Origin of the sequence: Mycoplasma cottewii, from assembly GCF_024918975.1 — a bacterium.
Classification (GTDB): domain Bacteria; phylum Bacillota_I; class Bacilli_A; order Mycoplasmatales; family Mycoplasmataceae; genus Mycoplasma; species Mycoplasma cottewii.
This window is the reverse complement of sequence record NZ_CP103424.1, coordinates 124221-137016: the sequence shown is the minus strand read 5'-3', so window position 1 is coordinate 137016 and position 12796 is coordinate 124221. Positions and strand designations below refer to the sequence as shown.

Here is a 12796-nt window from a genome sequence, read left to right as displayed (position 1 = left end):
GTATAGTCCTTTCTCATGTTCTATTTGACTAGAAATCTAGCCTTTTCTAGATCTTTGTCACAAAAACTATATTTAATAGTTTGATTACCTATTTTTTGAATAACATTTTTAGTAATCAGTTTATCTAATATTTTTTCTAGTTCTTGATCACTAAGCAATTTAATTTTGTTTATTGTTAATAAATTTTTAATACTACTTAATGATAGGTTTTCTGTTTTTTGAAGCATCAGTACAAGTAAAATAAATGTCTGATCATCTTCAAAAATTCACATTCTGTTTTTTATATCTTTTAATATCCATTTATAAATGTGAGAAGCGTGATAATAAAAATTTATATTCTCAACATAATAATGCTTGATCGTATTTAAAGTTTGATTAACATCCAACTCTTCATTAATTAAATTATTTATATTATCATTAAAGTTATTTCAATTTTTGGCGATTTGATATAGAGGAATAACTATTTTTTTACTTTCATTTCTTTGGAATGAAAATCATTGTGTAAATAAAGTTGAAAATGTTAAATTATAATTTTTAAAAGGTGATATAAGCATTACTACAATAAATAAAATATATGCTTGTGTGTAACCAGATAACATCTTGCTATCCATGTCTTTTAAATAATCAAATAATGCGTTAAACTCACTATCAATATCAGTTGCAGATAGTGTGTTTTCTACAATTGTCTTATCAGTTGGCGAACGATAGTAATTAGTTTTAATATCTAGATCAAAATCTAAATTTTGCAATAAGATGTGAACAAACATCTCAAAGTTATTTTCATCTAATACTATTTTAGGCATTTTTATAAATTCGTATGCATAAATGGTGTTGTAAATAATATTTTCAATTTCTGTTTCAGGTCTTTTTCCTTTTTTAATATTTTTAAAAGTATAAAGAACTTCAAAAAATGAATAATTTATTTTTTTTTCTAAAAATAAAAGTAGACAAAACTCAAAATCAAACAACTTTTCTTCCACTACCGGTTCAACAAATTCATCATAAAATGCTTTTGTGTAATCATACAAAAATCGATCTCGATCAACTTGGTTGACTAGATCATATGATAATTTATTTCTTGTTGTTATTGGTATTGTTGTTTTGAATGTGCTATTTTTTAATCTTTTTAGTATGTTGTTTAATGACTTTGTTTTTAAAAAGTAATCAAAACGCATTTATACATCCTCTTATAATCGCCAAATAATAAGAAAGAGAATAGCAGAAGCTCTTAACGACTAAACTATACTCGATTTAATTAATTCTAAACGTTTTTTAACAAAAAGTCAATAGAGTTACATGTTAGGTTGTTATATCAAATAAAAAAGAGTTACAACGTAACTCTTTAAACTGTTAATTATTACAATAGAAATTATTTAATGTCTACTGAAGCTCCAGCTTCAACTAATTTAGCTTTGATTTCTTCAGCTTCTTCTGGTTTGATGTTTTCTTTAATTACAACTGGCATTGTTCCGTCAACCATTTTTTTAGCATCCATTAATCCAACTCCAGTTAATTCTTTAACAACTTTAATAACTGCAACTTTTTGTGGTCCTGCAGCTGTTAAAAGAACTGAAACTTCACTTGGAGCTGCGTTTCCTGCTTCTGGAGCAGCTGCTGCTGCAACACCTACTGATGCAACAACACCGAAGTGATCTTCGATTGATTTAACTAAATCGTTTAATTCGTTTAATTTCATTTCTTCTAATGCTTTAATAATATCTTCTTTAGTAATAGCCATGATTTTTCTCTCCTTTATAAACTAATTTAATTGATTGCTATCAATACACAAATTTTTTTAAATTCTATTAATTGCTTTTAGTTTCAGCAACTGCGTTGATTGCTGCCATAACTTTTCGTAATGGGTATAGTAAACTTGAAGCAAACATTGAGTATAGTTCTTCTTTTGAAGGTAAAGAAGCAACTTCGTTGATTCCAGCTGTATCAACAACTTTTCCTTCGTAGATACCAGCTTTTAATTTAAGATTTTCATTTTTCTTAGCAAATTTTGCTACTAATTTAGCAGCACTGATGCTATCTTCGTTTGAAAATATAAACACGTTTTGTTGAGTTAGGAATGGACTTAAATCGCTTAATCCTAATTCTTCAACAGCTCTTCTAACAAGAGAATCTTTATAAACTTTAACATCAATATTTTGTTTTAAAGCTTCTAATCTTAATTCTGTCATGTCAGCAACTGTTAAGTATTTATATTCAGCAACAGCAACACCTTGAGCGTTTTGAATTTTTGAAACAATTTCAGAAACTATTTCAGCTTTTTTAGCATGATTAGGTCTTGAGTTTGACATCTAAATTCCTCCTTTGTTCTATAATTAACTTTAATAAAAACCTCGGTTAGTAACTAATAAACTAAACCGAGGACAAAACAAAAAAATGTTTTTTAAAAAGAATTCCTCGGTAACATTATTAAGGTTGTACCCGTTACTGTCTTCGGTATTAATAGCCTTATTAATATTACCACACTACACATAAAACTGCAATATAAACTTAAAAATAAGAACATTCATAAAATTTAAGTGTGTAGAATTAAAAAACCAAGTAAAATTACTTGGCTTTAAAACTAATTATTTTGTTTTTTATTTTTAGATGCTTGTTTATATTTTCTAATAAGTGGTAAAGAAAGACTACCTACTATTCATGCTGAAGCAAGTGAAACTATAACAATAAATGCTGTGTCAGTACCTTTATCTTCAGCCGGTTCTACTTTTACTATAACAAATTTAACTGTAACTGAACCTTCATAATTATCAACATCTTTTTTTGCACTTATTGTTGCAATAAGTTGTTTGGCTATACCTTTTTCATTATTTTCAACAGTATACTTATTCATTATGATTTGATCTGCAATTAATTTAGTTGTTGTTTTACTGTTTGCAATGTTTATAGCATTCAAAACATCATTTTTAGAAATTGTAGGTGGTAGTTTTGGTGTTTCATACCTAACTTTTTGTATTACTTTAACAAGTTCATCTAACTTAAATTTAGCTTTTGGGTTAACTTTGAAAGTAACTTCAATTGATCCTGTGTATTCTTTACTGTCTTTTTTAGCTGAAATTTCAGCTTTTTGATCATCTATTTTTTTTACAACTAATTGTTTAATATCTAAAGTTTGATTATTTTTTCTATTAATTGCTGTAACTATATCTTGATCAGAATATTTAAGAATATCACCTATATTTTTTTCTGTAACTAATTTATCTAAAGATTGTTTTTCTGTTTTATTTTCTGATTTTAAAACAATATGATTTGTGTGTGTATTTGTTTGTTTATTTTTATTTAATAAACCAGGAGCTAAAGTTGTTGATAATAGTAAAGTTGAAATAGTTAAAATACTTAAAAATTTCTTCATAATTTTTTTATAAATAATTGTTATGATAGTTTTTGATTATTTTCAACTTGTACTATATTTTCAACTTTATTTTTTTCTCATTTATCAGATAAGAATTTTGGTGCTCCTTTTCTAGCACATCATAATTGGTACTCTATTTTTGGATTGTCTCTTAAAACAATTCAAGATATTTCAAAACAAGCTATTACTAATGCTGAATAAGATGCTCATTCAATAGGAACAAGTATAGCTCTTTGAATCATCTTAACAACAATTAAACCTTGTCTAGTTGATGTTGTTCCTCCATATGAAGCAAATGATAATGGTGTAATAACTAGTAAGTGTAATGCTACTGAAGTTAACATTAGTCCTACAATGCTTAAAACAAAGTATATTTTTTTATCTTGCTTTGGTAAAAATACTAATGCACCTAAAAATCCGTACATAACTTTAATTAATGTAAATCCAAAGTGTGGAACTCCTCCAGAAATTAATAATCCAGTAAGATCACTTAATAAACCAGCTAATGGTCCAGCTAATGGTCCTAAAAGCATTCCACATAAGAATAATAAGAAATTACCTAATTGGATTTTGAAACCAAATACTTTTGAATATCCGATCACATTAGTTGCAATAATGCAAAGTGCAATTAATACTCCTAGTAAAGATATAACTTGAATTGTTATCTTACGTCAAAAATGACGATCTAAAAGATATCCGATAACAAAAAATGAAATAATAAATAAAATCGCTACTGCGTTTGCAGAAAAGAACGTAAGTTTATCTGCTATTTTAGGTCCGTTTCCTGCTAATAATGCTAATGAAATGAAATCAATCAGTCTGCCCTTCTATAATATATATTTTTGAGAATAAATTACTCAAAAATATTATAAAGATATTTTTTAAATAAAAAAAGATCTCTTAAAAAGAGATCTAGTATTAGTAAATTATAATTGAACTTTGATTCCTGGCCCCATTGTTGTTGAAACACTTACGTTAATGATGTAATCACCTTTAACAGTTTGAGGTTTAACTCTTCTGATTTCATCAACAACAGTTTTGAAGTTTTGTTCTAATTTGTTTACATCAAATGATGATTTTCCGATAATTAAGTGAACGTTTCCTTCTTTGTCAGCACGGTATTCAACTTTACCTTTTTTAATTTCATCAATTGCGTTAGCAACATCCATAGTAACTGTTCCAGTTTTTGGGTTTGGCATTAATCCTTTTGGACCTAAAATTTTTCCGATTGCTCCTAATTTTGCCATCATTTCTGGAGTAGCAACAATAACATCAAATTCAAATCAGTTTTCGTTTTTGATTTTGTTGATTAAGTCTTCTCCACCAACGATATCAGCACCAGCTTGTTCTGCTTCTTTAACTTTAGTGTTTGTTAAAACTAAAATTCTTTGGCTTTTTCCTGTTCCTGCAGGTAAAACTATAGCACCACGAATTTGTTGATCAGCTTTTCTTGGGTCAATGTTTAAGTTAAATGAAACTTCAACAGTTGAATCAAATTTAGTTGTTGAAGTATCTTTAGCTAATTGTAAAGCGTCTTGTACAGGATATAATTTGTGTTTTTCAACTTTAGCTAAAGCTTCTTTGAATCTTTTACTTATTTTAGCCATTATTTAATATCCTCCATACCTGTAACTTTGATTCCCATGTTTTTAGCTGTTCCTGCGATTTGTTTCATAGCTGCTTCAATAGTGTTTGCATTTAAATCAGGCATTTTGTATTCAGCAATTTTTCTAACATCTTCTGCTGAAATAGTTGCAACTGTTTGAGTTTTTGCGTTGCTTGCACCTTTATCAATTTTAGCTGCTTTTTTTAACATAGCTGCAGCTGGTGTAGTTTTTAAAACGAATTCAAATGATTTGTCATCATAAGCTGTAATAATAACAGGAACAACATCTCCTGCTCTATCTTTAGTAGCATCGTTAAATTGTCTTGTAAATTCAGGCATGTTGATACCTAATGAAGCTAATTCTGCTCCTGGTTTTGCTTGCATAGCCATGAATTCTAATTTAGCTATACGTGTGATTTTTTTAGCCACGGGTTTTTCCTCCTTATATATTTAAGGTCGTTTTTTACTCGCTGTGGTCCGTATGAGTTATTTTAAAATAAACAAACTCTCCCACAATAAAAATCGCCTACACATTATTATATAACAAATTTTTATAAATAAAAGAAGTTATTTTACTCTATTTCAAATTTAGTTGTCAGTATATTAAAAATAAAAAGTGTTTTTATTTTTATGCTTAAAGTGGGAAACATAGAAAATAAAAAGCATTTTTAAATGCTTTTCAAATTATTAGTATTCTTTAATTGGTTCAACATTTTTAAATGAAATTTCTAAAACTGTTCATCTACCGAACATTTCAATAGTAACAAATGCAACACCTTTTGAATAATCCATATCTTTAACTTTTCCTTCTTCACCTTCATGAAGTCCAGTTTTGATTTTAACAACATCTCCAACTTTAAAGTCAGCTGTAAATAAAGGTTTTTTAGCAACAGCTTCATTTTTAGTTTTTTCAACAGCTTGATCTTCTTTTTCAATAGCTGTATCTGGTAATAACATTTTTAAAGTTTCTTCAGTTGTTAAAGGGGAAGGCTTAGCTCCACGTCCACTTGAACCGATAAATCCAGTTACTCCTGGAGTGTTTCTGATTAAGAATCATGCTCTTTCACTCATAATCATATTTATAAAAATATAACCAGGGAATTTATTTTTTTCAGTTTCTTTTCCAGATTTTGTTGTTACTAGTCCTTTTGAGATTTTAATGTGAAATATTTCATCTTCAATGTTTGCAGATTTTATTTTTTGTAATAAATCAGCTGAAACTTTTTCTTCATGACCTGTCTGACAACTAATTACAAATCATTGACCTTTAGCAGTTAATATTTCATCTTCTAATTTTCTTATTTCTTCATTTGTCATAATCTATTATCCTTACCTTTATTAAAATACTTTAATCAATTGAAATAATTGTTGAATACCTAAGTCTAAGCTATAAAATATAACCGCAAAAATAAGCATAAATAAAATAACAATTATAAACTTTTTACTTAAACTATCAGATCCTGATCATCTAATTTTAGAAATTTCTTTAACCATTTTTATTGGAAACTCTTTAAACATTAATTTAATGTCTCTAGGTTCTTTTTCTTTTTTAACTTTTAATTTCTTTTTAGTTTTTTTTGAGATTTTAATTTTAGAATTTGAAGTAGTAGAAACTGAGTTATTATTTTCAGTTGTATTAGTCTCAACGTTAGTTTTATTTAAATCTTTATCCATTATCTTGTTTCCTTATGTAGTGTATGTCTAGTGCAGTTTGCACAATATTTTTTTAGTTGTAATCTTTCTTTTTGAGTTAATGTAGATTTGTTAACTTGATAGTTTCTATTTAAACATTCTTCACAAACTAATGTTATTTTTCTTTTAACTTGTTTAGACATAATCACTTCTCCCTACTTTTTCATTCATATATATTATATATAATAATGTCAATTTAACAACTTAAGATAATTTTTCTAACTTATTTGCTATCTCATAACAAATAATAGAACTAGCAACACTTGCATTAAATGAATCAATTGTTTTATTTGAAGGTATATAAATATTTACATCACTATTTTTAGTAACTAAACTACTTACACCTTTTTGTTCATTACCAATTACTAAAACTGTTTTATTAGCAAAATTAACTTTTCTTATATCAACTGAATCACTATTTAAATTTGTTGAATAAACTCAGAAATTATTATCTTTTAATTGACTTATAGCATTACTTAAATTGTTAACTTTAGAAATTTTAATATCATAAGCTGTTCCACTACTTGTTTTTACAACTGTTGGGTTAACTTGAACTTGTTTTCTATCTAAAATAACAATTCCATCCACTCCAAGTAAAACAGCACTTCTAATAATTGCACCAAAATTATATGAGTCATGAATTTGATCTAACATTAAAATAAATGATTTTTCTTGTTGGTTCACAAAATCTAATAACTCAGCAAAAGGTGTGTAATTAAACTCTTTAATTTCAGCAACAATACCTTGATGATTAACGTGTTCATCAAACATTTTTTCTAATTTTTGATCAGTTGATTTAATCACTTGAATTTTACTTTTATTTAAATTAATTGAATTCAAATAACTCAAATCTTTTGTTCAAATAGTTTTAACCATGTTTTGATGTTTATTTAAAAACTCTAAAACTACGTGTCTACCATATATTAAATTTTTCTTTTCCATTGATTAAAGAATTCCTTTTTTAACTAATTGTTCTCTTAATTGATCTGCACTAGTGAAATCTTTTTGTTTAACTTTTTCTTTTCATTGTAAATATAATTGTTTATCTTGATCATTAATTTGGTAATTAAATATATCTTGACTAAATCCTAATGTATTTAAAATATGAATTAATGAACCAACTAAAATCTCAATTTCTTGATTTGAACTAATATTTTTATTTATATCTTTTATGATTGATTCAATTAAAGATAATACCATTGCTGTATTTAAATCATCTTGCATATACTGATTAAATTTATCAACATATTCTGATTGACTTACAACATTAACTTCTTTATTCATAACAACTGATCAATCAATAATTTTTTTAGAAAGATTTTTTAATTTATCTAAAAACTTATTTGCTTGATGAATTATATCTTTATTTATATTTAATGGTAAACGATAGTGTGATGATAAAAAGATTCATCTTAAAGTGTTAGGGTTGTGTTCTTTTACAAAATCTTTAACTAAAATAACATTTCCTAATGATTTAGACATTTTTTCATCTTCAATTTGTAAATGTCCATTATGCATTCAAATATTTGCAAGTTCTTTATTTCTTAATCCTATAAATTGTATTCTTTCATTTTCATGATGAGGGAATTTTAAATCAATTCCACCTGCGTGTATATCAATAGTTTGATTATTAAAAAATTCATCAATTAATAAAACACATTCAGTATGTCAACCAGGACGACCTAATCCAAATGGCGATTCTCATCTAACACCAACATCAGTTTTTTTTCATAAAGTAAAATCTAGTGGGTTTTTCTTTTTAGAATCAATTTCTACTCTTTCTCCAGCGATTAATTCATTAAGTTTGAATCCTGAAAGTTTAGAGTATTGTTGTTCATATTTACTAATATCAAAATAAACATCACCATCAACAACATAAGCTGAATTGTTGTCAACTAATTGTTTAATAAAATCAATCATCCCATTCATTTTTAAACTAATTGGAATTAAAGTATCTGGATGATTAACATTTAAAGAAGTTAAATCATCTAAATATGCTTTAGTATATCTTTCTGATAGTTCTTTTTCTGTTGTACCTTCTTCTAAAGCTTTTGCAATTATTTTGTCATCTACATCAGTTACATTTTGTAAAAAATTAACTTTATAATTTAAACTTCTTAAAAAACGCACAAAAACATCCATTAATATAGATGGTCTTGCGTTTCCTATATGAATAAAGTTATAAACTGTAGGTCCACAACAATAAAGAGTAATTTCTTTTTTATCCAAGTCTTTTACTTGTTTTGATAATGAATCATAAATTTTCATAAAATACCTACTCTCTATTATTTCTATCTTACTTTAATTAAAGGTCTTAAAACCACATAAACAGTAGTTAAAACAGTTGTGTTAAATAATAATTTTACAGGTACTTGAATCATTCTCAGAACAACCATTGTAATATAAGTGTTTTCAGTTCCATTAGTTCCATCTCGAATTTGACCTGGAGTCAATATTTGATAATCAGCTCACGCAGCAGATAGAACGGTTACTAAAATTTCAGTGATAATACATAACAATATGATTGATAAAATAATATTTAATATTTGATTTTTCTTTCTAATCTCTAAAACAAATGTTACTAAATAAATTAAAACTAATGTTCCACCCATCATACCTAAGAATAGATATGGAAACACCGCAGGATTTACTTTAATACCAAAGATTCTAGTATCATCTGGATTTAAATTTTGCATACCTCTCATGATTCAAAACATAAAACCAGCTGATAAAACTATAAACATAGTAATTAAACTTAAAGTAAATCATTTATTTTTTAATCTAAATGAATATGCTGTCATTCCTGCTCAAAAACCAAATGAGAAGGCAACAACTAAATAACCGATATGTATATATGAAGGCACAAACATTAATGTTAAAGCTTCAGTAACTATACCTACTATTAATCCGATAATTGGACCAAATATCATACCCGTGATTTTGATCATAACACCTTCGAAAGCGATTCTTATTGGTGGTAGGACTGTAATAGGGATCGTTAATGAGATAACTGTTGTTATAGAAACTGAAACAGCAACCATCATAGATATATATGTTATTTTTTTAGTATCAAACTTTGTTCTTTCGTTATAAACAAAACCATTTTTATAATTTCTTACAAATCTTTTTGAAGCTTTAAAAATAAAGTAGATGAAAATAGTAGACACCGTAACAATTAGTGAAAAATATGCTAAATTATGTGACTGAAGCAAAAGTTTTCTAAGATTGTCTAATCCTGCCATTTTCATCACCACCTTACTATATACCTATTATATTTATATCTTAAAAGTGTGGAATGTATAATTTACCACACTTTAACGTTGAACACATACCTTTATTATATTAGATAAAACAATGTTCTACTATTATTTTTGTTCTGACTTTGTTATTTCTAGTTGAATATCTTTAAATGATGCAACTTCTTCACTATAATCTTTAGCATCAGAAAATCTATAACCAACAAAGCTTCATCCAAAACTATTTGTATCAGTAGTTGATTTATTATCTGCAGCGTTAGCATTATTAAAAGTAGGAACAAACACTTTGTATAAGTTTTTAAAGTTTACGTTAAATACAAAATCTTTTTTCTCATTTTTACTATTTAAATAGTTATATGTTAATTGAAGTTTTAAACTATCTGATTCTTTATTATTTAAATAGTAGAAATCATATTCTGAAGTAGCTTTTAAAGATTTTTTATCTTCAGATAGATTTCAATTATATTTAAATTTATCTTTTTGTCCTTCTTCAGCAAGATTAATTTTTTCTCTAGTTTTTTCTGGAGTTAAATCTTTTGATGAATATATTAATTTTGGAGCTAAAGCATCATTATTAACCACACCTTTATCTCCAATAATAGACGAACCATATGGATCTTTTGCACGGTTAGTTCCAAAAACAAATTCATTTACTTCATTTTTATTTTCTTTATTATATGTAAGATCACCAAGAATTTTATCGTCAACTGATGTTAATTTGATTTCTTCACCTTGTTCAGTTGGTTCTTTTCTTTTATCAATTGCAAATGTTGAAAAACTTGAACTTGATGATTTAATTTCTGAAACTAATTTAACAGATGAGTACATATTATCATTTGAAGAATTTACAATTTGATTTAAGTTTGCAACAAATTCATCATCTCAATCATTAATTTTTTCTCAATCTTGTTTAACTGATTTTTCTCATTTAGCAACAATTTCTTTATTTTTATCTTCTTTAGCAAATTTTCAAAGTTCTAATAAACCTTTAATTGAAGAAATATGAGTTTCTGATTCATCCATTAATTTATAGAATTCTTCTTGAGTTTTAGCTTCATTATTAGCATTGTTTCATTGACCTAAAATATTAGTTTTATCTTTTTTACCTTTAAAAATTTTGTACGCGTCACTCGCATCTCTTTTTTGAATAATGTTAGCATTTAATAAATTTAAAACTCTTGCAACTAAACTTCCATAACCAGTAGCATCTAAAGAAGTTTGAAGATCTTTTTGTCATTCTTCTTTGTTATCTGAAGCTTTAATTTCTTTTGGTTCATATTGATTTTTGTCTTTATTTCAAACCATTTTATTAATAGTTATGTTTTCATCATAAGTTCTTTTAACTTCTACTTCGTTTTTACCACATGAAACAACAGTTAGCCCAGGTATTATTGCTAATGTTGTTGACATCATAAGTGTTAATAATTTTTTCACTTTTCTTCATCTCCCAAACGTATAAATACTATCTAATTATAACAAATTATCAAAGTATTATTCAAATCATTTTTTTAACATAATCTCTATGTACTTAAACAATAATAAAGATTAAAACTTTTAGTTTCAATCCATAAATCTACCGTGATCTTTAATAAATCTTAACTCAACAGTTGTTGTTGCACCATTTCTGTGTTTTGCAATTATTAGTTCTGTTTTTTGTTTGTCTGATTCACTTAGATCTTTATTATAATAATCTTCACGATATAAGAATGCTACTAAATCCGCATCTTGTTCAATAGCTCCTGAATCACGTAAATCTGACATCATAGGACGTTTATCTTCTCTAGTTTCAGCACGACGGCTTAATTGTGATAAACAAATAATAGGAATTTGAGTTTCTCTTGCAATTTGTTTTAACTGTCTTGAAATTTCACTAACTTCGTTTTGTCTATCTTTATAATTAGATCCAGCAATTAATTGTAGATAATCAACAACACAAAGTTTTATATCATGATCTCTTTTCATTTTATATAGTTTAGATCTAATTTGTTGAATAGTAATTCCTGGAGTTGGATCGATATAAATAGGGGTTTTATTAAGCTTATCTTTAGCTAGTAATAGATGTTCTCATTTTTCACGATCTAATCCTTTACCACTTCTTAAATTTCAAGAATCAATTGATGAGATTCTAGATAATAAACGTTGAGTTAGTTGTTCAGCTGGCATTTCTAGAGAAAAGAAAGCAACAGGATAGCCTTGACTTGCAGCATTATAAGCTAAGTTTAATGAAAATGCAGTTTTACCAACACTCGGACGAGCAGCTAAAATAATAAAATCAGATGATTGTCAACCACTAGTACATTTATCTAAACTTGAAAATCCACTAGGAACTCCAGTTAGTGAATCTGGTTTTGATTCTAATTCTCTAATTTTAGCAATAACTTTATTAGCGACCATTCCAATTGATTCAATTTCAAATTGTTTTGATTCTAGATCGATATCTAACAATCTTGTTTGAGCGATTTTTAGTAAGTCATCAATTTCTAATTCTCCGCTAGCTCTTTTCGCTTCTAATTCTTTAATAACATTGTTTAATTTTCTATCAATACTTAAGCGATGAATTCTATCAATATAAGATTCTAATCCTTCATCTGTTCAATATTGAGCAGCAATGTTAAAAATATAATCTTCTCCACCAGCATCTTTTAACATGTTTTTTGCATTTAAAAAATCAATAATAGAAATTGGAGATATTTCTTTTTGTTTAAGATTTAATTCTAAAATAGTTTGATAAATTAGTTTACTTGTACCAAAGAAAAAATCTTCAGCTTGTAATCTACTAGTAATGTCAGCTAATGTGTTTGGATTACTAATTGCTGCTGATAAAACAAAATTTTCAGTATCTAAAATTTGTTCTTTTGTTAATTCTTTTTTCAT

General features: G+C 26.6%; 16 protein-coding genes and 1 other annotated feature. Of the genes, 1 reads left to right on the top strand and 15 read right to left on the bottom strand.

The genetic code is table 4. From position 1 onward, the window contains the following. Window positions 1-20: 20 nt before the first annotated feature. The 5 genes from NX779_RS00575 to NX779_RS00555 form a co-directional block, all read right to left on the bottom strand. Window positions 21-1175: a hypothetical protein gene (locus tag NX779_RS00575; protein ID WP_259430294.1), complete on the bottom strand. Its 1155-nt coding sequence runs from the start codon at window positions 1173-1175 to the stop codon at window positions 21-23. Window positions 1176-1369: 194 nt separating this feature from the next. Next, the gene (rplL, locus tag NX779_RS00570; protein ID WP_259430293.1) at window positions 1370-1738 is read right to left on the bottom strand and encodes a 50S ribosomal protein L7/L12; all 369 of its coding nucleotides are present in this window, start codon (window positions 1736-1738) and stop codon (window positions 1370-1372) included. A 67-nt stretch (window positions 1739-1805) separates the two neighbouring features. After that, window positions 1806-2306, bottom strand: coding sequence for a 50S ribosomal protein L10 (rplJ, locus tag NX779_RS00565; RefSeq protein ID WP_259430292.1), 501 nt, complete (start codon window positions 2304-2306; stop codon window positions 1806-1808). A gap of 25 nt (window positions 2307-2331) precedes the next feature. Continuing rightward, window positions 2332-2470: a sequence feature (ribosomal protein L10 leader region), on the bottom strand. 108 nt (window positions 2471-2578) lie between these two features. Then, window positions 2579-3367: a hypothetical protein gene (locus NX779_RS00560; RefSeq protein WP_259430291.1), complete on the bottom strand. Its 789-nt coding sequence runs from the start codon at window positions 3365-3367 to the stop codon at window positions 2579-2581. A gap of 20 nt (window positions 3368-3387) precedes the next feature. Continuing rightward, window positions 3388-3981: a folate family ECF transporter S component gene (locus NX779_RS00555; protein ID WP_259430569.1), complete on the bottom strand. Its 594-nt coding sequence runs from the start codon at window positions 3979-3981 to the stop codon at window positions 3388-3390. 1 nt (window position 3982) lies between these two features. On the opposite strand from NX779_RS00555, the gene NX779_RS00550 reads away from it, so the two are divergent. Beyond that, the gene (locus NX779_RS00550; RefSeq protein WP_259430290.1) at window positions 3983-4219 is read left to right on the top strand and encodes a hypothetical protein; all 237 of its coding nucleotides are present in this window, start codon (window positions 3983-3985) and stop codon (window positions 4217-4219) included. A 74-nt stretch (window positions 4220-4293) separates the two neighbouring features. Here the strand turns inward: NX779_RS00550 and rplA are convergent, their stop codons facing one another. The 10 genes from rplA to dnaB form a co-directional block, all read right to left on the bottom strand. Beyond that, window positions 4294-4974, bottom strand: a complete 681-nt coding sequence (gene rplA, locus NX779_RS00545) for a 50S ribosomal protein L1 (RefSeq protein WP_259430289.1) — start codon at window positions 4972-4974, stop codon at window positions 4294-4296. After that, complete coding sequence (gene rplK / locus NX779_RS00540; RefSeq protein ID WP_259430288.1) at window positions 4974-5402, bottom strand: 50S ribosomal protein L11; 429 nt, start codon at window positions 5400-5402, stop codon at window positions 4974-4976. The genes rplA and rplK overlap by 1 nt, the downstream gene beginning before the upstream one ends. 258 nt (window positions 5403-5660) lie before the next feature. Then, window positions 5661-6290 (bottom strand): transcription termination/antitermination protein NusG, encoded by a 630-nt coding sequence (gene nusG, locus NX779_RS00535; RefSeq protein ID WP_259430287.1) that lies wholly within the window; start codon window positions 6288-6290, stop codon window positions 5661-5663. A gap of 21 nt (window positions 6291-6311) precedes the next feature. Further along, window positions 6312-6647 carry a preprotein translocase subunit SecE gene (gene secE, locus NX779_RS00530; RefSeq protein ID WP_259430286.1) on the bottom strand — a complete coding sequence of 112 codons (336 nt, stop codon included), beginning with the start codon at window positions 6645-6647 and terminating at the stop codon, window positions 6312-6314. After that, window positions 6647-6808, bottom strand: a complete 162-nt coding sequence (rpmG, locus tag NX779_RS00525; RefSeq protein WP_004428362.1) for a 50S ribosomal protein L33 — start codon at window positions 6806-6808, stop codon at window positions 6647-6649. The genes secE and rpmG overlap by 1 nt, the downstream gene beginning before the upstream one ends. 61 nt (window positions 6809-6869) lie before the next feature. Beyond that, the gene (gene rlmB / locus NX779_RS00520; RefSeq protein WP_259430285.1) at window positions 6870-7607 is read right to left on the bottom strand and encodes a 23S rRNA (guanosine(2251)-2'-O)-methyltransferase RlmB; all 738 of its coding nucleotides are present in this window, start codon (window positions 7605-7607) and stop codon (window positions 6870-6872) included. Between the two features lie 3 nt (window positions 7608-7610). After that, entirely contained in the window at window positions 7611-8933 is a 1323-nt protein-coding gene (gene cysS, locus NX779_RS00515; protein ID WP_259430284.1) for a cysteine--tRNA ligase, read from the bottom strand. Between the two features lie 23 nt (window positions 8934-8956). Next, window positions 8957-9907: an ECF transporter S component gene (locus NX779_RS00510; protein ID WP_259430283.1), complete on the bottom strand. Its 951-nt coding sequence runs from the start codon at window positions 9905-9907 to the stop codon at window positions 8957-8959. A 123-nt stretch (window positions 9908-10030) separates the two neighbouring features. Further along, complete coding sequence (locus tag NX779_RS00505; RefSeq protein ID WP_259430282.1) at window positions 10031-11356, bottom strand: hypothetical protein; 1326 nt, start codon at window positions 11354-11356, stop codon at window positions 10031-10033. 120 nt (window positions 11357-11476) lie between these two features. Continuing rightward, window positions 11477-12796, bottom strand: a complete 1320-nt coding sequence (gene dnaB / locus NX779_RS00500) for a replicative DNA helicase (protein WP_259430281.1) — start codon at window positions 12794-12796, stop codon at window positions 11477-11479.